Here is a 21,845-nt window from a genome sequence, read left to right as displayed (position 1 = left end):
ATCTTTCTGATTTTTATCTTAACACCTTTGTATTTATATAACAATAACTGCATAAAAATACCCTAGCCATTTGAGACTAGGGTGTAACAAACTACACACCCTTTTCCGTCTCACAGGACTGAATTAAAAGGTTGCCTTTATGAAGCAATTTGCTTTGATTGTTTTTGTTGTTTTTGTTTCAGTTCAGGTAGTACTAAGTTTAGGATTACCCCTACAATTGCTGCAAGAGCCATACCTTCTACTTGGAAAGATTGACCGATATGAAGCACTGCGCCGCCAATGCCGATTACAAGTATAACTGACGCAATCATTAAGTTCCGTTTATCACCTAAATCTGTTTTCTCATCTACCATCATGCGTAAACCGCTTGATGCGATAACACCGAATAATAAGATTGATACACCACCCATAACTGGTGTCGGGATTGAGTGGATAAGCGCTGAGATTTTACCAATGAATCCGAACATGATTGCAAATATTGCTGATCCGACGAATAAATATACACTGTATGCTCTTGTAATTGCAAGCACCCCAATATTTTCACCGTATGTCGTATTTGGCGGTCCTCCAATGAGTGAAGCAATAAATGTTGCAATTCCATCTCCCATAATAGAACGATGTAAACCTGGCTTTTCAATTAAATCCCTGTTCACAACATTTCCAAGTACAATTTGATGTCCAATATGTTCTGAAACTGTAACGACTGCAACAGGTACCATTATTAATACTATTTTCAACGAAAATTCTGGTGTATATGTGACAAATGGTACTACGAAATCCGGTACATCAAACCATTTCGCTTCTATTACTGGTTTCAAATCGACTAAGCCTTGGAAGTAAGCAAAGATGTAACCGCCTATGATTCCTATTAAAACTGGTATGATGCCTATGAATCCTCTTCCAAAGATTGAGCAGATGATTGTAATTGCTAATGTGACAAGTGCAACTGAAAAGTGTGTAAAGCTATACTTTCCATCTGCATTATTCATTGCCATATCAACTGCTGTATGTGCAAGCCCAAGTCCAATTACCATAACAACTGGACCAACTACGATTGGCGGCAAGAGATTCATAATCCAACCGGATCCAGATTTTTTAATCGCAAGTGCAATCAACATATAGACAAATCCTGCCAGCATTCCGCCCAGCATTGCTGCTCCTGGGCCGCCTGCTGCTTTTGCTGTAATAATTGGTGCAATGAATGCAAATGATGATCCGAGATAAGCTGGAACTTGCCCTTTCGTGATTAGCAGGAATGCTAACGTTCCTATTCCGCTCGAGATTAGAGCAACTGCTGGACTTAGTCCAGTTAAAAATGGAACAAGCACCGTTGCTCCGAACATAGCAAATAAATGTTGTATACTTAGCAATAACCATTTTCCTGGTTTCGGTACTTCATGAATGTCTAACACTGGCTTTTGCTCCATTATTATCTCCTCCTCCAATGTTGAAAACTTGCAATAAAAAAACTCTTTGCGCCCTATGCACAAAGAGTCCTATACTTTCGTATGTCAAATTAGACATATGAAAGCCAAGACCCTTTGGCAGCCTCACAGGACTACATTTAAAAGGGCTTTATTTTTCGTATATGCTTACTCGATCTTGTTTGTCTGTTTCTTGAAGTCCTACTTCAATACGTTCTTCGCTCGATGTTGGAATGTTTTTTCCTACATAATCAGCGCGAATTGGTAGTTCACGGTGACCTCTATCTACAAGAACAGCTAACTGGATTTGCGATGGTCTACCGATATCCATTAATGCATCCATGGCAGCTCTTACTGTTCTTCCTGTATATAATACGTCATCAACAAGGATAACTTTTTTATTTGTAATGTCAACAGGAATATCTGAACCTTTTACAAGCGGCTCTTTATCTTTAGATTGCAGCGTCAAATCATCACGATATAATGTAATGTCTAATTCACCAACTGCCATCTCTTTCCCTTCAATTTGACTAATTCGTTCCGCTAAGCGCTGTGCGATAAAAATACCGCGTGTTTTAATCCCAACTAGAACACAATTTTCAACACCCTTATTACGTTCTACAATTTCGTGACTAATGCGTGTTAAAGCGCGGCGAATCATTTGATCATCTAGTACCACTGCTTTTTCTTTCACGTTCTTCACCTCCAGGCTTTTTTCTTGCATGAGAGGAATGGTATAAAAAAATCCTCTCGTCGTGTGCGAGAGGATTTTTTGAAAAAGGGTATACGTACCCTAAGTATTTCAAACCGTTACCTTCTCAACCTCACGGGGCTGTGTTAAAGGACTTATTCAACTGCTGTTATTATTGCAGTTTTTATAACGATTGTCAATATTATTTTCGCAATTCATCCAAAAGATCTGCAAAAATTTGTGGAATTGGTGCTTCAAATTCTAAATATTCACCTGTGCGCGGGTGAACGAAACCTAAAATACCTGCATGTAATGCTTGACCATTTATATCAAGTGTTTTCTTTGGACCATATTTGGGGTCACCTGCAAGTGGGTACCCAATATATTTCATATGTACACGAATTTGATGCGTACGACCTGTTTCCAGTTGACATTCCACATGAGTGAAATTATTAAAACGTTCTAATACACGGAAATGAGTGACAGCATGTTTTCCATTTTCCTCAACAGTCATACTTTGACGGTCTTGTTTATCGCGTCCAATTGGCGCATCAACCGTTCCTTTATCATGCGGAATAACACCATGAACAATCGCTTGATAGCGTCTTGTTACTGTTTTTGCCACAAGCTGATTTACAAGTGCTTCATGTGCCATATCATTTTTTGCCACCATCAATAATCCAGACGTATCTTTATCAATGCGGTGCACAATTCCTGGGCGCATTACACCGTTAATACCCGATAAATCTTTACAGTGATACATTAAACCGTTCACTAGCGTACCGCTCGTATGACCTGGCGCAGGGTGTACAACCATGCCACGCGGCTTGTTTACGACAAGTACATCACTATCCTCATAATAAATCTCTAAATTCATATCTTCTGGAAGAATATCTAATGACTCTGGTTCTGGAATGGTAACTGTAATTTCATCATTTGTTTTTACTTTATAGTTCCCTTTGATGTCTTTTCCATTTACGGTTACAACACCATCTTTAATCCATTGTTGTACTTGTGAACGCGACCATTCATTGTTCACCCCTGCAACAAATTTATCAATCCGTTCGTTTTTTTGCTCTTCTGTAACTGTTACTTGCACTACTTCGCTCATTATTTACTCCTTTGTTTTCTTTCCTTCTAGTAATGTTTGAATAATAATTAACATAACACCAACACATAATGCCGAATCTGCAATGTTAAATACCGGGAAGTTGTATGAGAAAATATACGTATGAATAAAATCAACAACTTCTTTTCGGAATACACGATCAATAAAATTACCAATTGCTCCGCCTAGAATAAGTCCAAGCGAAATGCCGAGAAGCTTGTCTGTCTTTGCATATTTTTGCATATAAATCACAATAAAAATAACAAAGATGACTGTGATAACATAAAAGAACCACATTCTATTTTCTAAAATGCCCCATGCAGCCCCAGTATTACGGTGAGACGTTATGTATAGCACATTATCAATAATCGGAATGCTCTGGCCATACTCCATTTCCTTTACGATAATCCATTTTGATACTTGATCAATGACAATCACAAATAATGCTATCAAATAATATATCATTTTCGTTTCCCCCACAATGACAGTGTACCTCAAAATTTTAGCATAGCTGCTATGTTTTCACAATGAAGCATCGCATGGGAGCATAAAATAAAATGAAATAGGTAATATAATATTGTTGTCTTTAAATTGTTTTTACTTTTTCATAAAAACATTCATAAACTGTACGTGCTGTTGGCATAGCCTTTAATTGTCTAAGCGTCATTCTTTGCCCTGTTTCTTCACAAATCCCATACATACCAATTTCCATTTTCAAAAGTGCTCGCTCTACATCTTTTAAATCTTCTCTCATATCATGCAATAATAATTTATTTTTCCCATTAGTATTATCTATACCTAAAAATTCCTGTCCAAATTCTACATCATACGCATACGTCTCTTCCTTTGCTAGTCGCTCCTGTAGTTCTCGTTGCATCAATTGCAGCTCTTCTTGAATCTCCATGTATGTGTCAGTCACAAGCGCGTCCCTCCCGGCTGGAATGTATCGTTAGTTTATCCGAAAAGCACGCGATTACCGCACACACATTTTTCCTTCCAAGGAAGAAAAAATCGACTGCATATAAGGCAGTCGATTTTCCTCATTTCATTATTTTACATAATGTTCTTTTACAACTTCTCCACAGCGTTCACATAATGTTGGATGGTCTGCATTACTTCCTACTGTTTCAGATACAACCCAACAACGTTCACACGTTTCACCAGTTGCTTGTGCTACAACGACAGCTGTATGTTCATATTTCGGTGCATCAGCTGGCGCTTCTTCCATCGTTCCACCAAGTTTATACTCAGAGACAATAAACAACTGTTTTAAATCTTCGCTAATAGACTCTAACATTTGTTTCATTTCTGCAGTTGGGAATAGGGTAATGCTCGCATTTAACGATTTACCAATTACTTTCTCATTACGTGCCACTTCTAACGCTTTTAATACATCATCGCGAAGTGTCATAAATGCATCCCATTTTACTTTTAACTCTTCAGCGCCTTCTACTTCTACAGCTTCCGGCATATCAGTTAACTGAACGCTTTCTTCTACTACACCAGGAACATATGGCCATACTTCATCCGCTGTATGAGGTAAAATTGGCGTTACAAGTTTTGTTAATGCAACAAGAACATCATACAGTACCGTTTGAATTGCACGGCGATCATGGTTATTTTCTGCTTCGATATATAAAATATCTTTTGCAAAATCTAAATAGAATGAACTTAAATCAATTGTACAGAAGTTGTGAATCGCATGATATACAGCTGCAAATTCATACGTTTCATAAGCATCTTTTACTTTCACAATTAAGTCGTTTAATTTCACTAACATGTAGCGGTCTACTTCACGAAGTTCTGCAGCTGGTACCACATCTTTACTTGGATCAAAATCAGCTAAGTTTCCTAATAAGAAGCGGAATGTATTACGAATTTTACGATATACTTCTGCTACTTGTTTTAAGATATCATCAGAAATACGTACATCAGATTGATAATCAACTGATGATACCCATAAACGTAAAATATCGCCGCCTAATTGATCCATAATCTTCTTCGGCACAACAATGTTTCCAATAGATTTACTCATTTTACGACCTTCACCATCGAGTACGAAGCCGTGACTTAAGACACCTTTATACGGTGCTTTACCTGTTACCGCAACTGCTGTTGATAATGAAGAGTTAAACCAACCGCGATATTGGTCAGATCCTTCTAAATATAAATCAGCTGGACGTTGCAGATCATCACGCTCTTCTAATACAGCTTGATGAGAAGAACCAGAATCAAACCATACATCCATAATGTCCGTTTCTTTACGGAATTCGCCATTTGGGCTAGATCGATGTGTAAAGCCTTCTGGTAATAAGTCTTTCGCTTCACGTTCAAACCATACGTTCGAACCATGTTCACGGAATAAGGCTGCTACATGATTAATCGTTTCATCTGTAATGATTGGATCACCGTTTTCTGCATAGAATACAGGAATCGGAACACCCCACGCACGTTGACGAGAAATACACCAATCACCGCGGTCACGAACCATATTATGAAGGCGTGTTTCACCCCATGCTGGTACCCATTTTGTTTCCTCTACAGCTTGTAATAATTCACTGCGGAACGCTTCAATAGATGCAAACCATTGTGCAGTTGCGCGGAAAATAATTGGTTGTTTCGTTCTCCAGTCATGTGGATAAGAATGCGTAATAAATGTTAATTTTAATAATGCACCAACCTCTTCTAATTTTTCCGTGATTGGTTTATTTGCTTTATCGTAGAATAACCCTTCAAATCCAGGTGCTTCACTTGTTAATACACCTTTATCATCAACTGGACAAAGAACTTCTAATCCATATTGTTTCCCAACAAGGAAGTCATCTTCCCCGTGTCCTGGTGCTGTATGTACACAACCTGTACCAGCATCTGTTGTAACGTGCTCACCAAGCATAACGAGAGAATCACGGTCATAGAATGGATGCTTAGCTACTGTATACTCAAGTTCGCTACCCTTTACTGTTTTTACAACCTCTGCATTTTCCCACTCTAATGTTTTTGAAACTGTTTCAAATAGCTCAGAAGCAATGATATATTTTGCATCATCTACTTTTACAATGCTGTATTCAAGTTCTGGATGAACAGAAATACCTAAGTTAGCTGGCAATGTCCAAGGTGTTGTTGTCCAAATGATGAACTTCTCGTCGCCTTCTAAAACATTTTTTCCATCTTTAACAGGGAATGCTACATAAATAGATGCAGATTTTTTATCTTTATATTCTATTTCCGCTTCTGCTAATGCAGATTCACTTGTCGGAGACCAGTAAACAGGTTTTTGTCCTTTATAGATGTAGCCCTTTTTCGCCATTTCACCAAATACTTTAATTTGCTGTGCTTCGTACGCTGGCTCTAATGTAATGTATGGGTTATCCCAATCACCACGTACACCTAAACGTTTAAATTGCTCACGCTGACGGCTTACTTGCTCATATGCGTATTCTTCACAAAGTTTACGGAACTCAGCAACTGTCATCTCTTTACGCTTAACACCTTTATTTGTTAAAGCTTGCTCGATTGGTAATCCATGCGTATCCCAACCTGGTACATATGGTGCTGAAAAACCATTCATTGATTTATAGCGCACAATAAAATCTTTTAATACTTTATTTAAAGCATGTCCCATATGAATGTCACCATTCGCATATGGAGGTCCATCATGTAGTACGAATAGCGGACGCCCTTTTGTACGTTCTTGTACTTTTTCATAAATGTTTATTTCCGCCCATTTTTCTTGCATTACAGGCTCACGTTTCGGTAGATTTCCGCGCATTGGAAATTCTGTTTTTGGCATTAATAAAGTATCTTTGTAATCCATGCTTAATTCCTCCTTAAATATATAAAAAAAGACATTTTTTCTAAATAAATGGAATAAAAAAGAGACCTTCTCATCCCCAAAAAGGGACGAGAAGGTCTCCCGCGGTACCACCCTAGTAGACTACTACATATAGCAATCCTCTTTATATTCTTAACGCGAATACACGCCTCTGCTTACTTTATTGTTCAGCGAGGAACTCCAGGGTGATATTCCCATTCTCTCCTTATCCTGAGCTTCCACCGTCCTCAGTTCGCTATATAAGGTATGAAAAAAGTACTTATCCCTATCTTCGTTTTTCTAAAAATTTATGTTGTATAAAATTATATGTAATAATAAGAAAAACGTCAAGCTTACACTGTTTCTTCTTTCTTAAGAAGCTCATCTACTTCTTCTTCCAACTCGATTAGCTTGTCCCAATCATCATTGTTTAGCATTTCAAGCTGTGCTTCTATTAGCATACGGAAACGTGTACGGAACACTTTCGCTTGCTTTTTCAATTCTTCAATATCAAATGCCACTTTTCTTGATTTTACTAACGCTTCGTTAATAATACGGTCCGCATTTTTCTCTGCTTCACGAACAATTAACTTTGCTTCTTTTTGTGCATTACGTTTTACTTCTTCTGCTGCTTCTTGCGCTACAACAATAGATTTATTTAATGTATCCTCAATATTGGAGAAATGTTCTAATTTCCCTTCTAGTTGTGCAACCTTTTCTTCTAACGCTTTCTTCTCACGAATTACTAATTCATAATCTTTAATGACTTGATCAAGAAATTCATTTACTTGATCCTCATCGTAGCCGCGAAAGCCACGACTAAATTCTTTATTATGAATATCTAACGGTGTTAACGGCACAAACGCCACCTCCAAGTAGGTTATCTAAAATTTCCTTTTTTAATTATATCTTTTCTTCGACAAAATAGGAGATTTTCCTTCTAAAAAAAGAAATCATTTTAAGATTCCATACAAAATTCTCCATTTATCGCGTTTTGTTTTTCCATCAACAGTGAGTAATTTACTCCTACCATAACCTCTGACAGAAAATACATCTCCCGGAAAGCAGTCATAAGCAGATTGCTCAACTACTTTCCAATTTACTTTCACAAGACCGTTTTTAATAAACGGCTGTGCTTTCTGACGAGATATATGAAACATTTCTGCTATCAATACATCTAATCGAAGCGACGAAACAGTTCCCGATTTCTCGTCCCACTGTTCTTGTATATGTAATACGTTTTCCAATAACACAGGTGCCAAAGACACTTTTGTTCTTCCAATCGATTGTAAATTCATTTTTATATACGAAACAACTTCTTTTGCAACTACAATTTGGGCACGATTTTCTTGGAGCCAAATATCTCCGCATTTTTCTCTCTTTAACCCAAGAGACATAAATGCCCCTAATATTTGACGATGTTCCAGCGTGTAAAATTTAGAAGGATAGTCAATTTCTAATACTTCTACTTGAAACTCTTCTTCATTCGGCATAAGATAGTTTGGATAAATTAACGCCCGTTTTCTTTCTGCATTAGGAGTAGCTCCATAAAATTGAAACATAGCATCTCCTTGATGTCCAACAATCATAGAAACAATCTGTTGTTCACGCGGGTCAAGAAAATCAGTCAGTTTCACTTGATGATATTCTTCTGCCGCTTGCTTCCATTCTAACACTTTATCAACGAAAACCGTTTCTTCAGGTCTAAAATGTTCATAGATGCTCATGTATATATCCTCTTACCTCACAAAAAATTCAAATACACGGATCAATCCTGAACTAGCTAAGCGTAGTACAATGATCGCTACGATTGGAGAAATATCGATTACTCCAATCGGTGGGATAAACCTCCGGAATGGTTCTAAATATGGCTCGCAAATACGGGCAAGGAAATCACCAAACGTCGACTCTCTTGCTCCCGGAACCCAAGATAGTAGGATATAGATAATAAGCGCCCAGGAATAAATTTGTATTACATAGAGCAATATTTGTAAAATCATTGTCATGGCGTATTACCACCTTTTTATATTTGTATCTTCCTCTTCACCGAACAATTCAGAAATTGCTCCAACAATGTCCACATTATCAGGTGTACATATAAATGTTTTTGGACCTAATTTTTGAATGTCTCCGCCTATTGCATATACAGTGCCGCTTAGAAAATCCACGATACGTAATGCTTGATCTGTAGACATGCGCTGTAAATTAATCACAACCGCACGGCGACCTTTTAAATGATCTGCAATACCCTGTGCCTCTGAATACGTACGTGGCTCTAATAAAACAACTTTTGAAGGGTGTTTTGCTGTTTCAATACTTACCACGTTTTGTTTCGGTTGTACCTTTGTAAGCGGAATATCCTGTTCCTGTTCCGGTTCCTGCTGTTTTTTCATTTCTTTTTGCTCCTTTTCATAAGCATAGTGTGCTTCTCGCTCTTCTGGTGTGTCAAAAAAGAAGTACTTTACTTTTGACCAACTCATAATAAGATTCTCCTTCCTTCTATTCTTTTCCTACTAAAATCGTCCCCAAACGAATAAATGTAGCACCTTCTTCAATTGCAATTGTATAATCATTTGACATTCCCATTGATAACTCCGTACATGGAGCATATGTTAGCTTTAAATCTTGTACTTGCTTTTGCAGTTTACGCAACATTTGAAAACAACTACGAATTTGCATTTCATCATCCGTGTAAGGTGCCATTGTCATAAGTCCAACAACCTCAATCTTATCCAACTGTTGTAAATTGTGAATAAACTCAATTGTTTCATCTATAGCTATTCCTTGTTTGGACTCTTCCTCCGAAGTTTTCACTTGTACAAAGCAGCGAATTGGTTTAGTTGCTCTTTTTTGAATTTCTTTTGCAAGTGAAAGACGATCAAGTGAGTGTAAATAATCAATTTCATTTACAATCTCTTTTACTTTTCTAGACTGCAACGAACCGATAAAATGCCACGTTGCTTTGTTTCCAAAGTACTCATATTTCTGCAAAAATCCTTCATTACGATTTTCACCAAGATGTATAAGCCCGGCTTGTAACACCTCATTTGTTTTTTCAATGCCTACTGTTTTTGTAACAGCAACAAGTGTAATTTCATCTAAAGATCTATTCACCCGTTGACATGCTTTTTCTACTTCTTGTTGAACGTATATTAAATTTTCTTGTACTGTCACTATTTTCACTCCTCCTTAAAGCCGATAAAACTAAGCATTCTTCCCGTCTTTCCATGATCGCGACGATGTGAGAAAAATAATTGCGTTTCACAGCTTGTACAAAGAGATGACATGATAATATGCTCTTCTTTAATCCCAGCTTGTAAACAAAGCAAACGATTTATTTCTTTTAAATCAATTGCATATTGTCCATCAGAAATCATTTCATATGGAACGGAACCATGAACCACTTGTTTAGCTGCAGATAACACACGTTCATCAACAACATAACAACACGCACCAATAGACGGTCCGATAGCAACATGTATATCATCAAGTGATACACCTTCGTCTTTCCATTTTCTAATCATTTCACTTGCAATTCCCTTTACGGTTCCTTTCCAGCCAGCATGTGCAAGTCCAATCATTTTATAAGATGGGGAATAGAAGTATAATGGAACACAATCCGCATAACAAGATGTTAATAACACGTCAGTATCTGTCGTATATATGCCATCTGTATTCGAGATACCATCTTCATAGGAAAAGACCCCTTTTCCCTTCTCTTGCTTGCCTACTTTTGCAACATGATAGTCATGAACCTGTTCAGAGCAAATCCAATTTTCTAATGAAACATGTAATTTTTCTGCTAAAAGACGTCGATTTTCATGAACATCTTCCACTTTGTCATGGACGTGTAATCCTAAATTCATTGTATGAAACGATCCGGTACTCACTCCGCCTTCTTTTGTCGTAAATCCAGCTATGATGGGCCCCAGTTGTTCCCACGCTTGTAAATGTAACATATCGTCCTTATATGTAAATGGTTCTCTCATAAAAAGGCTCCTTATAATAAAATAACATAAAAAGTATGGTACTTCCTGTCTATTTTACCATACTTTTATTTTTCCATAATGACAACATTAAAAAAAGAGGAATTTGTAACATTCTTTAAGAAATTGTCGGTGTTTGTATTGTTTCTGTAATTGTATTCGCATGATCTGCTCGAACTAAGATAACATCTTCTCCTATTTTCACAATTTGTCTCCAAGGAATGACAAATTCTTCTTCTTTTCCAAATAACCCTAGCATTTTTCCTTGTTTTGTAATAATAACTGCTTGAATCTTTCCCGTCTTCATATCGATATCGATATCTCCAATATTTCCAAGTTTCTTCCCATCTGACACATTGACAACATCTTTCATTTGAAATTCTGAAATACGTATCATTGCTATCCTCTCCTTTGTTTCATACTTAACTGATAATCACAATTTCACCGCAAAGCATAAACAAAGTGACACTCCATTACCCTTCACGTACAAAGTCTTTTCTATATAGCCATTATATGAACACATCACCCTCCCTATGAGCAGAATCTCCCTTTAAAACTATAAAAGGTCTCATCATAAATGATGAGACCTTAGCCTTGAATTGTTTTATTCATTTGTTTAATTGCTGATTTTTCAAGACGTGACACTTGCGCTTGAGAAATCCCAATTTCCTCCGCTACTTCCATTTGTGTTTTTCCTTGAAAGAAACGCTTGCGAATAATCATCTTTTCTCGTTCATTTAATCGCTTCATTCCCTCTTTTAATGCAAGTTCTTCGACCCATTGCTCGTCCCTTTGTTTATCATCACTTAGCTGATCCATCACAAAAATCGGATCCCCACCATCATTGTATATCGGCTCAAATAATGAAACTGGATCTTGAATCGCATCAAGTGCAAACACAATTTCTTCGTGCGTCACATCAAGTACCTTTGCTATATCCATCGCTGTTGGCTCTTTTGAATTCTCAGCAATAAGCTTCTCTCGTACTTGCAATGCTTTATACGCAATATCACGCAATGAACGCGAGACGCGTATCGGGTTATTATCACGCAAATATCTTCGAATTTCTCCAATAATCATTGGTACAGCATACGTTGAAAATTTAACATTTTGGCTTAGGTCAAAGTTATCAATGGATTTCATAAGTCCTATGCAGCCAACTTGAAATAAATCATCAACAAACTCCCCTCTGTTGTTAAATCTTTGGATGACGCTCAGTACAAGACGTAAGTTTCCGTTTACTAGTTTCTCCCTTGCGCTTATATCGCCGCTTTGCATTTCTCGAAATAGCCGTCGCATTTCTTCATTTTTTAGTACTGGAAGTTTAGATGTATCAACACCGCAAATTTCTACTTTGTTTCTCGTCAAAGTGTTCCCTCCTATCGGGAGTTGCTGTACAGTGTAAAGTATCTCCTTTGGAGGGAATTTTATGCATATATTCATTTATCCCGCATCACTAAATCCAACGATTGCTTTTCTAAAATGTAACTTACATTACTCATAAAAAAGCAATCGATCAAGCGCTTTAAATAAAAAACGTATTTGCTAGAAGATGCTTATCTTCATACCATTTTGTTAAATTCTTTACGAAGCCTTTTAATAATCCGTTTTTCTAAACGCGAAATATAAGACTGTGAAATACCAAGCATATCTGCAACATCCTTTTGCGTTTTTTCTTCTCCGCCATCTAATCCAAAACGAAGTTCCATAATTTGCTTCTCTCGATCATTTAATTGATGCAATGCTTTCATCAGTAAATGGCGGTCAACAGTTGCTTCCAAATCTTTTGTAATAATATCTTCATCCGTTCCAAGAACATCTGATAGCAATAATTCATTTCCGTCCCAATCAATATTAAGAGGCTCATCAAATGATACTTCTGAACGATTTTTATTATTTCTTCGCAAATGCATTAAAATTTCATTTTCAATACACCTTGAAGCATATGTTGCAAGTTTAATTTTCTTTTCTGGATTAAATGTATTAACTGCTTTAATTAAACCAATGGTTCCAATACTAATCAGGTCCTCAATATTGATTCCTGTATTTTCAAATTTTCTAGCAATGTATACAACAAGACGTAAATTACGTTCAATTAAAAGCGATCGTGCCGTTTCATCTCCCTTTGGCAGTTTTTGCAGTAATATCTCCTCTTCTTCTTTTGTTAATGGAGGCGGCAGTGCTTCACTTCCACCAATATAATAAATTTCATCGGTCTTAATTCCAAGTTTTAGTAATAATTTATACCAAAGATAAGTTAAACGAAATTTTAATTTCAACATAAAATTCCTCCCTTTTGTATTAAGCAATTGTCACTTCTTGAGACAATAACATTTTTGGATGTAAAATACATTGATACTCACCATTTGGTGATAGTTGCTGTGTATTCAAACCAATTAATACTTTATTTACGGTAACTGTAGTGCCTTCATGATAAACTCGTACAATGTCAGGTTTAATTGCCCATAAAAATTGTTGATTAACACCTACAGCACGATAAGGAATCAACCTCAAACGCGTTGCCCACTGTGATTCTTCATCTGGTATATATGGAATTGCTGTTTTCATTTGAACTTGCTCTATTAACCACTTTGGAAGCACATGTTCTAAAGAAGAAATAGGTATAATCATAACTGGTGTTTTTGTAAGTGGGTCATACAATTGATTTCCACTATCAATCAATCCATCTAGTTGAATATCATTTATATCAATTTTGATATCTACTTTCACAATTTGCTCATAATGGATTTTTGTCACTTCTACATCTGCAATTCTCTTTTTAGAAAAATAGTACATAATCGGAAAACCAATCATAACAAACACCCAACTTACAGGATCACCATATGAAATGGATTTTGTAGAAACAAGTCCATTGACCATGTCATTTGTTTGAAGAAAAAAGTGCGCTCCAACAAGGCCGCCTCCTACCATAAATGTTACAAAATAAAACGTTAAAACGGTCTGTAAAAATGTACGAAAACGAATAAAACCAAATGCGGTATAAACAATGAGGAATGAATATAATAATTTCATCACAGGATGTGTCATCACAGACGCTAACGGTGTGAATGCAAAAATAACAATTGTTGAACCGATACATGCGCCAAGTGCAAGTCTCCACCTTTTTACTTTTCGCTTTAAAACAATTGCTGTTAATAAAAGTAAAAGGAAATCAATGCAGACGTTTAATAACCAAATAATATCGGCGTAAACGACCAAACGGTTCACCTCTTTTTTATAAAGTTTAGACTAGTATAATGCATATCCTATGGAAAAGTGTGTCAATTGACGGAAGGGATTTTTTGTTATTTTGAAGCTTTCAGGAATAATTTGTCGTGTGAAAAAAATACAAATTATTCCTGAAATCCTGAATAGAAAAGATTTTTAGGCATAAAAAAAAGGCCTAAACAGGCCTTCTTTTTATTTAAAATCAAAATATTTAACTGACTATTAGTCACGGTAAAATTTCAATTCAATTATCGTCTGCGACGGTTACGTAAAAATGCTGGAATGTCAATGTCATCTACATCTGCACTACGTTCATTTACAACCGGCTCTTCGCGCTTTACTTCACGCTTTATTTCACGTTGTTTAACTGGTTGTACTGGCTGTTGCACATTTTTAGTAGTCGCGGTAGGACGAATAATCGGCTTTGGTGGCTGCATTGAAATGCTATCATCAAAACCTGTTGCAATCACTGTTACAACGATTTCATCTTTTAAGCTCTCATTAATTACAGAACCAAAGATCATATTTACTTCTTGGTCTGAAGCTGAAGCTACAATATCTGCTGCTTCTTGTACTTCATATAAACTTAAGTTTGTGCCACCTGTAATATTCATAATAACACCTTGTGCACCATCAATAGATGTTTCTAGCAATGGACTAGAAATCGCACGTTTTGCAGCTTCCGCAGCGCGGTTTTCACCAGTTCCCACACCAATACCCATTAATGCAGAACCTTTATTAGACATAATTGTTTTTACATCTGCAAAGTCTAAGTTAATTAAACCTGGTGTAGCAATTAAGTCAGAAATGCCTTGAACACCTTGACGTAATACGTTATCCGCTTCACGGAATGCTTCCAGCATCGGTGTATTTTTATCAACGATTTCTAACAAACGGTCATTTGGAATTACGATTAATGTATCTACATTTTCTTTAAATGCCGCGATACCAGATGCAGCTTGCGTTGCACGCTTACGGCCTTCAAATGTAAATGGACGTGTTACAACACCAACTGTTAGTGCTCCTAACTCCTTTGCAACTTGTGCGATAACTGGAGCTGCACCAGTCCCAGTTCCTCCGCCCATACCAGCTGTTACGAAAACCATATCCGCTCCGCGAAGTGCTTCTTGGATTTGCTCTTTACTTTCTTCAGCAGCTTTTTTCCCTACCTCAGGGTTTGCACCAGCACCAAGCCCGCGCGTTAATTTGCCGCCAATTTGCATTCTTGTTTCAGCTTTTGATAAATTTAAAGCTTGTGCATCTGTGTTTACTGCAATAAAGTCTACACCTTGTACACCATGCTCAATCATACGATTGACAGCATTGTTTCCGCCGCCGCCAACACCGATAACTTTTATATTTGCCATTTGATCTTGAGTAGTATCAAACTCTAACATGTCGAAATCCCCCTAGAACCTCATTTTTCGCGCTTAAATCTATTCCCATAAATATCGGAATACACGCTTCACTTTTGACATCATTCGTTCATTATTATTACTATTGTTATTGTTATTGTCATTACGTGGCTTTTGCTTTACAGGTTGTTGCACTGCAGCAGGTACTGGTGCATGTTGTAATTCATAGCTTTCTTGCTTCTCCTGAACACTTTTTCCTCGTAACTTCGCTTTTTGATAAGCATTTTTAATAAGTCCAACACCAATCGTATATTGTGGTTCGCGTACACCAATATAATCCGGCGTCGCAATACGAACATTTTGATGCAGAATATCGTAGGCAAGATCAAGAATACCTGACATCGAAACAACACCGCCAGTAAGTACATATCCAGCCGGCAACTGTTTCACACCAAGCTTTTGTACCTCATCTTGTACAAACATAAGAATTTCCTCTACACGAGCTTCAATGATATCTGATAGCTCTACTTGAGAATATTGCTCTGTTTGATCACTGCCCATAATTGAAACAGTAAATAATTCTTCCTCAGATGCTGTATCATAAAAAGCATGTCCATATTTTAGTTTAATTTGATCGGCATTTTCCGTTGATGTTTTCAATCCAATGGCTATATCTTTTGTAATATGATCTCCGCCAATTGGTAATATGCTTGCCGTTTGTAATTCTCCATCTTGGAAAATTGACAACGTTGTTGAACCTCCACCGATGTCAACGAGAGCAACACCTCGGTTTTTTTCATCACTTGACAAAGCAACTGTTGATGCCGCTAATGGTTGAAGACAAATATCAATTATTTCAAGACCCGCTTTTTCTACACATCGAAGCAAATTATGTAACAATGTTCTCGAGCCTGTAATTAATGTGCCTTCCATTTCTAAACGTACACCAATCATTCCGCGCGGATCATTAATTTCATCGAGACCGTCTACGATAAATTGTCGAGGTACCACATCAATAAATTCACGCTCTGGTGCAATTGACACAACTTGCGCTGCATCAAGTACACGAAGCACATCTTCGTTTCCGATTTCACGATCTTCATTTGAAACAGCGACTACTCCATGACAAGGAAGAAGCTGTACTTGATTTGCGTTTACACCTACAACAACACGTTCAATGTGTATCCCTACCATACGTTCAGCTTGTTCAATCGCCTTTTTAATCGATTGCACAGTCTCATCTATGTCAACAATGGAGCCTTTTTTCAAACCATTTGACTTTACATTTCCAACACCAATAATGTTTAAAGCGTCATTGACCATCTCGCCAATGATGACTTTAACATTGGATGTACCGATGTCAAGACTAACGTATATTTCATTGCTGTTCATTCTTTGGCACCTCCTTCTTTATTTATACCACAAAATTCAATATATGGAACAACAATCGTTGTTTTACTATGTTATAAGAAAAATATTCAACGTATTTATGTGTTTCCCTTTTTTAACGGTATATTTTTCTTATTTTTATTTGGCACTCATTCATTTTTCTAACAGTAATATGTAAATCACTGCTATAATTTGAAACAATCTTACCCGACTACAAAGATTGCTGCCAAATATAAGTCTACACCAAGATGTACTCCTAGAAAAGCTAAACTTACAGCTAAGATTATATTAAAAAAGAAAATAGAGAAAAATATGACTTAATTACATAATTTCTAAGAGTAAGTTTCTATCTTTCCTAAAAACAACTATTTTACAGTTAAAATATCCGCTTTATTACACCCTTATTGATTAATTCAGATATTCCGTATATGCTCCTACTTCTAAATGAATAATTGCCTTTTTATCTGGTGATAAGTTTTTAATAATAAGAGGATAAGCTTCCATTCGTTTTGCAAAATCTTGAATAACTGTACTTACTTCATATCCCTCATTCATATATAATGTAAGATGATCTGCATACAAATCTGTTGGCTTATAATGAATTTCAGAAATAGATCGAAGAACAGTTGGTGTTAATTTTTCTAATTCAGCAATCAATTCTTTCATTTTCTTTTCTTCAAATGGAACGAAAATCGGTGCGGCAATTGGCAATTTCCCATTCGGAAGAGCATCTAGTGACTTTCCATTTTCTAAAAGCGGATACAGTTTTCCTTCTTTATTAATGTAGCCAATTGTCACATACTCCTCAACATCAATAACAATTTGATTTGGAAATTGTTTCTTTACATGAGCCTCTTTAATCTCTTTTTGCTTCTTTAAATTTGTTTCTGCTTGCTGAGTCATTACACGAAAATAGCTTGTTTTATATGTAATGCCCGCTTGCTCCATTATTTGTTCATCCGTCATATAGTGATTGCCGTGAACCGTAATTTTCTTTATATTGCTAAGCGGAGATCGAAAATAGATTAAAAAAAGCACCAATAAAAATAAAATCGATACATATAAAATTAATCGTTTATTTACCTGTTTCTTCTTCTTTTGATTTTTTAATTTTGGTACACGATCTTGTAGTTTAATAACTTTACTATTCTTCATGTACGATCCCCCTATGTAACATAAAGAACGGCATGTTATGCATGCCGTTCTTCTCTTTCTATTATATCATAAATGACAATGCACGGGACAAACAACTATTATCTTCCAATAATCTCTACTTCTGTATGCATATCAACAGCAAATTGTTCTTTAATTGTTTTCTTCACAAAAGCAATTAAATCAAGAACATCTTGCGCAGAAGCAGTACCTGTATTAACAATAAAGTTCCCATGCATTTCAGAAATTTTCGCACCACCAATTTGATAACCGCGTAATCCAGCCTTTTCAACTAAATTACCAGCATAGTTTGGTAGTGGATTTCTAAAAATACTGCCTGCACATGGGTGATTCCAGGGTTGTGTATCACGGCGATAATCTTTATTCTTTTGCATAATCGCGATAATGTCTTCACGATTACCTGCTTTTAATTGTAACTCCGCCTCTAATACAATACCAGGACGCTTCTTTTGTAAAATAGATGTGCGATAGGAAAATTTTAGCTCTTCTTTCGTTAGCCATTCAATCGTTCCATCTTCAAACATAACACGAGCTCTCGTTAAAATTTCAGACATATCCGATTTATGAGCACCTGCATTCATATATACAGCTCCGCCTACGCTTCCAGGAATACCACTAGCAAACTCTAATCCAGCTAATCCTTGGCGGCTTAATAAAGTTGACAACTTAACGAGAGAATATCCTCCACCTACTCGTACAGTAACACCATCTACTTCTAAATGATCTAGTCCTTCTCCTAATCGAATCACAACTCCTTCAATGCCTTTATCCGATACGAGAAGATTGGAACCACGACCAATTGCAGTCCATTTTGTCCCATGCTTTTTCACAAGCTTTATCGATTTTTCCACACCTTCAACGCTACTTGGAACCACTAAAATATCCGCTGGACCACCTATTTTCATAGTTGTATAGCGAGCCAGCGATTCATTTTCCAATACTTTTCCTACCTGTGCTTCCATAAGTTCTTTTGCTAATTGTTTCATGATGCTCTCCCCCATATTAAGTCTCCTTATTACAGTAGTATGCAGGGCATTCACCTAACGTTATTTTCTACAAGTTTTTTCATAACTTCGAACAGCTTGTTTGCTGCATCCGGAATTCCTAATTGCCTTGCAGCTAGTTTCATATTTTGTAGTTTCTGTACATCTAGTAAAATTTCATCAATATTACCAATAAGCGTTTCACCTGTTAAATCTTTTTCAAGAAGCATTTTTGCTGCCCCTTTATCAACAACAGAAAGAGCATTTTTCTCTTGGTGATTGTTGGTTACATAAGGACTCGGAATTAAAATACTTGGTTTCCCTAAAGCTGTTAGCTCCGCTAAAGTTGTAGCACCCGCACGCGAAACAACAAGATCTACCCCAGTAAGTACTTCTGGCATATTATCAATAAACGGCTTAATAATAACATTCTGCGGATTTCCCTTTTGTTTCACAGCTTCCATTACTTTATCATAATGTACTTCACCCGTAACGTACAATACGTCATAATTTTTATTACCAAATTGTTCAATTGCTTCTAAAAATGCATCATTAATCGGTCTAGCGCCTCGGCTTCCTCCAAAAATTAACACTGATTTTTTTGAAAGAGATAACCCTACGGAACGCTTGCCTTTCATACCATTTTGGTTCATTACTTCCGAAGCACGAGGATTTCCTGTCATCACAACTTTATTTTGCGGAAAATGTTCTGCTGCCGCATCAAAACAAACTGCTACTTTATTCACGTAGCGACTCAAAAATTTATTTGTTACACCAGGTACACTATTTTGTTCATGCACAACTGCTGGAATACCAAGTTTGGCAGCTGCATATACAACTGGACCACATACATAACCACCTGTTCCAATTACAACATCTGGATTAAAACGGCGAATATAACGTTTACTATCTTGTACACCTTTTACAAAACGCATCACCGTTTTCACATTATCAACTGATAATTTCCGTTTAAATCCGCTAATAACAATGGATTGAAATGGAATGCCGGCTTTGCGAACAATTTTACTTTCCAAACCATTTTCCGTACCAATATATAAAAATCTCGCTTCAGGATGAATTTTTTTGATTTCTCGAATTAACGCAAGAGCTGGATAAATATGCCCACCTGTTCCGCCACCGCTGACTAATACTCGCACTGCCTGTTCCTCCGCTTCTTTTTCCTATTATCCCGCTGCTCACGGGCAGTAAAAGTCTGATTGATTCAACTAAACCTTACTGATAGAAGTTTCACTTTATGTATGCCATTCATATACCAATCGCTTTGTTTCCGTTTTCACATATGAAAAACCCTGTCATAAAAACAGGGTTTAGTAGCGAGAATGACGACTTATATTTAGTAATACTCCAATCGCCATCAACATAAGGGTCAAGCTAGACCCACCATAACTTAAAAATGGCAAGGTAATTCCTGTAACTGGCATTAATCCAGTTACAACGCCAATGTTAATCATCACTTGAATCGCAATCATCGCCACAATCCCGACTGCTAAAAAAGTACCGTATAAGTCTGGCGCTCCTAACGCTACGCGAATCCCACGCCATAACAACAGACTAAATAATAATAACACAAACGAACCACCAATAAAACCTAATTCTTCGGATAGAATCGCAAAAATAAAGTCTGTTTGCGGCTCTGGTAAGTAAAAGAATTTTTGTCTACTTTGTCCAAGACCAAGTCCAAATAATCCCCCCGGTCCGATTGCAAGTAGCGATTGAATAATCTGAAATCCACTACCAAGCGGATCCGACCATGGATCTAAATATGATGTAATACGCTTTATTCGATACGGTGCTGATGCAATAAGCCCAACAAATCCTCCAACTCCAATTAACCCTAACATTGCAAAATGAAAAATACGTGCTCCCGAAACAAAAATCATAACAACACAAGTTCCAACCATTACGGTTCCTGTTCCCAAATCGGGTTGTAACATAATCATACCAAATGCAACAAACACGAAGCTAAGCGCAGGAAGTAACCCTCGTTTAAAAGACGTAATCATTTTTTGATTTTCCGATAAAAATTTCGCTAAAAAAATAATCATCGCAAACTTCATAAACTCTGAAGGCTGAATAGAGAATGCCCCTACACCAATCCAGCTTCGAGCCCCGCCTCGTACTAGTCCAATTCCAGGAATTAAAACTAAAATAAGGAGAACAAAACAAATAAGCAAAATCACTTTGGAGTATGTACGCCACACCCAATAATCAATCTTCATAATAAAAAACATAGCAACGACACCGAGCCCAGCAAATAACAATTGACGTTTTGCAAAAAAGAATGAATCCCCCATTTTATACGAAGCCCATACAGCACTAGCACTGTATACCATCACCATTCCTACTGTCAAAAGCAACAATGTCACAATAATAAGAATAAAATCAGGAGTCTTCTTTGTTGGCAATGAGCATCACCTCTTTGAAAGCAGCTTTTCGTTCGCCATACTTTTTCACAAATGAAGCAGCATTATCTAGCTACTTGCAGACAGTATGACTCCCACCTCAAGATCGCAGGAAATCAAAGAAGATAGGTGTGAGATAACTACCTGTAAGAACCCGATTGATGAAAGCTTTTCATCAATCGGAGACGAAGCAAAACCCCTCTAATAAAAGGTTCACTTTATCTACCTATAAAAGAATCATCAGTAGGAACAATCCACTGATGATTCTTTCACT

At 36.9% G+C, this 21,845-nt stretch carries 22 protein-coding genes, 1 pseudogene and 1 other annotated feature; all 23 genes and pseudogenes read right to left on the bottom strand.

Features of this window, described 5'->3' with window-relative positions; genetic code table 11:
• Nucleotides 1-137 precede the first annotated feature (137 nt).
• A complete protein-coding gene (locus tag AB1279_RS08240) occupies nt 138-1,427 on the bottom strand; it encodes a solute carrier family 23 protein (protein WP_429758382.1) in 1,290 nt (429 codons plus the stop codon).
• Between the two features lie 148 nt (nt 1,428-1,575).
• Nucleotides 1,576-2,118: a bifunctional pyrimidine operon transcriptional regulator/uracil phosphoribosyltransferase gene (gene pyrR / locus AB1279_RS08235; RefSeq protein WP_336483174.1), complete on the bottom strand. Its 543-nt coding sequence runs from the start codon at nt 2,116-2,118 to the stop codon at nt 1,576-1,578.
• Nucleotides 2,119-2,317: 199 nt separating this feature from the next.
• Complete coding sequence (locus AB1279_RS08230; RefSeq protein ID WP_429758381.1) at nt 2,318-3,226, bottom strand: RluA family pseudouridine synthase; 909 nt, start codon at nt 3,224-3,226, stop codon at nt 2,318-2,320.
• 3 nt (nt 3,227-3,229) lie between these two features.
• Complete coding sequence (gene lspA / locus AB1279_RS08225) at nt 3,230-3,688, bottom strand: signal peptidase II (RefSeq protein ID WP_336483176.1); 459 nt, start codon at nt 3,686-3,688, stop codon at nt 3,230-3,232.
• A 121-nt stretch (nt 3,689-3,809) separates the two neighbouring features.
• Nucleotides 3,810-4,142, bottom strand: a complete 333-nt coding sequence (locus AB1279_RS08220) for a molecular chaperone DnaK (RefSeq protein ID WP_429758380.1) — start codon at nt 4,140-4,142, stop codon at nt 3,810-3,812.
• 129 nt (nt 4,143-4,271) lie between these two features.
• Nucleotides 4,272-7,037: an isoleucine--tRNA ligase gene (ileS, locus tag AB1279_RS08215; RefSeq protein WP_429758379.1), complete on the bottom strand. Its 2,766-nt coding sequence runs from the start codon at nt 7,035-7,037 to the stop codon at nt 4,272-4,274.
• Between the two features lie 79 nt (nt 7,038-7,116).
• Nucleotides 7,117-7,336, bottom strand: a binding site (T-box leader).
• Nucleotides 7,337-7,387: 51 nt separating this feature from the next.
• The gene (divIVA, locus tag AB1279_RS08210; RefSeq protein WP_098305536.1) at nt 7,388-7,894 is read right to left on the bottom strand and encodes a septum site-determining protein DivIVA; all 507 of its coding nucleotides are present in this window, start codon (nt 7,892-7,894) and stop codon (nt 7,388-7,390) included.
• A gap of 93 nt (nt 7,895-7,987) precedes the next feature.
• The gene (locus tag AB1279_RS08205; RefSeq protein ID WP_429758378.1) at nt 7,988-8,761 is read right to left on the bottom strand and encodes an RNA-binding protein; all 774 of its coding nucleotides are present in this window, start codon (nt 8,759-8,761) and stop codon (nt 7,988-7,990) included.
• A 12-nt stretch (nt 8,762-8,773) separates the two neighbouring features.
• Nucleotides 8,774-9,040 (bottom strand): YggT family protein, encoded by a 267-nt coding sequence (locus AB1279_RS08200; RefSeq protein WP_336483181.1) that lies wholly within the window; start codon nt 9,038-9,040, stop codon nt 8,774-8,776.
• Nucleotides 9,041-9,046: 6 nt separating this feature from the next.
• Nucleotides 9,047-9,514 carry a cell division protein SepF gene (locus AB1279_RS08195; RefSeq protein ID WP_429754146.1) on the bottom strand — a complete coding sequence of 156 codons (468 nt, stop codon included), beginning with the start codon at nt 9,512-9,514 and terminating at the stop codon, nt 9,047-9,049.
• 19 nt (nt 9,515-9,533) lie between these two features.
• A complete protein-coding gene (locus tag AB1279_RS08190) occupies nt 9,534-10,208 on the bottom strand; it encodes a YggS family pyridoxal phosphate-dependent enzyme (protein ID WP_429754145.1) in 675 nt (224 codons plus the stop codon).
• A 5-nt stretch (nt 10,209-10,213) separates the two neighbouring features.
• On the bottom strand, nt 10,214-11,023 hold the full coding sequence (pgeF, locus tag AB1279_RS08185) for a peptidoglycan editing factor PgeF (RefSeq protein ID WP_429758377.1): 810 nt from the start codon (nt 11,021-11,023) through the stop codon (nt 10,214-10,216).
• Nucleotides 11,024-11,138: 115 nt separating this feature from the next.
• Nucleotides 11,139-11,417: a YlmC/YmxH family sporulation protein gene (locus AB1279_RS08180; protein ID WP_429754143.1), complete on the bottom strand. Its 279-nt coding sequence runs from the start codon at nt 11,415-11,417 to the stop codon at nt 11,139-11,141.
• Between the two features lie 191 nt (nt 11,418-11,608).
• Complete coding sequence (sigG, locus tag AB1279_RS08175) at nt 11,609-12,388, bottom strand: RNA polymerase sporulation sigma factor SigG (RefSeq protein WP_090914402.1); 780 nt, start codon at nt 12,386-12,388, stop codon at nt 11,609-11,611.
• Between the two features lie 194 nt (nt 12,389-12,582).
• Nucleotides 12,583-13,302 (bottom strand): RNA polymerase sporulation sigma factor SigE, encoded by a 720-nt coding sequence (sigE, locus tag AB1279_RS08170; protein ID WP_098305552.1) that lies wholly within the window; start codon nt 13,300-13,302, stop codon nt 12,583-12,585.
• 19 nt (nt 13,303-13,321) lie between these two features.
• Nucleotides 13,322-14,239: a sigma-E processing peptidase SpoIIGA gene (gene spoIIGA / locus AB1279_RS08165; protein WP_429758376.1), complete on the bottom strand. Its 918-nt coding sequence runs from the start codon at nt 14,237-14,239 to the stop codon at nt 13,322-13,324.
• A 257-nt stretch (nt 14,240-14,496) separates the two neighbouring features.
• Complete coding sequence (gene ftsZ / locus AB1279_RS08160) at nt 14,497-15,645, bottom strand: cell division protein FtsZ (RefSeq protein WP_098305556.1); 1,149 nt, start codon at nt 15,643-15,645, stop codon at nt 14,497-14,499.
• Between the two features lie 39 nt (nt 15,646-15,684).
• The gene (gene ftsA, locus AB1279_RS08155) at nt 15,685-16,995 is read right to left on the bottom strand and encodes a cell division protein FtsA (RefSeq protein ID WP_429754141.1); all 1,311 of its coding nucleotides are present in this window, start codon (nt 16,993-16,995) and stop codon (nt 15,685-15,687) included.
• A gap of 150 nt (nt 16,996-17,145) precedes the next feature.
• A pseudogene (locus AB1279_RS08150) lies at nt 17,146-17,309 on the bottom strand (DUF1290 domain-containing protein); the annotation flags it as partial.
• A 91-nt stretch (nt 17,310-17,400) separates the two neighbouring features.
• Entirely contained in the window at nt 17,401-18,147 is a 747-nt protein-coding gene (locus AB1279_RS08145) for a cell division protein FtsQ/DivIB (RefSeq protein ID WP_429754140.1), read from the bottom strand.
• Between the two features lie 98 nt (nt 18,148-18,245).
• Nucleotides 18,246-19,151, bottom strand: coding sequence for a UDP-N-acetylmuramate dehydrogenase (gene murB / locus AB1279_RS08140; protein ID WP_429758375.1), 906 nt, complete (start codon nt 19,149-19,151; stop codon nt 18,246-18,248).
• 50 nt (nt 19,152-19,201) lie between these two features.
• Nucleotides 19,202-20,305 (bottom strand): undecaprenyldiphospho-muramoylpentapeptide beta-N-acetylglucosaminyltransferase, encoded by a 1,104-nt coding sequence (gene murG, locus AB1279_RS08135; RefSeq protein WP_429758374.1) that lies wholly within the window; start codon nt 20,303-20,305, stop codon nt 19,202-19,204.
• A 171-nt stretch (nt 20,306-20,476) separates the two neighbouring features.
• The gene (gene spoVE / locus AB1279_RS08130; RefSeq protein ID WP_429754137.1) at nt 20,477-21,574 is read right to left on the bottom strand and encodes a stage V sporulation protein E; all 1,098 of its coding nucleotides are present in this window, start codon (nt 21,572-21,574) and stop codon (nt 20,477-20,479) included.
• Nucleotides 21,575-21,845: the final 271 nt, after the last annotated feature.

This window comes from Bacillus sp. S14(2024), from assembly GCF_050473785.1.
Classification (GTDB): Bacteria; Bacillota; Bacilli; order Bacillales; family Bacillaceae_G; genus Bacillus_A; species Bacillus_A yunxiaonensis.
This window is presented reverse-complemented; position numbering and strand designations above follow the sequence as displayed.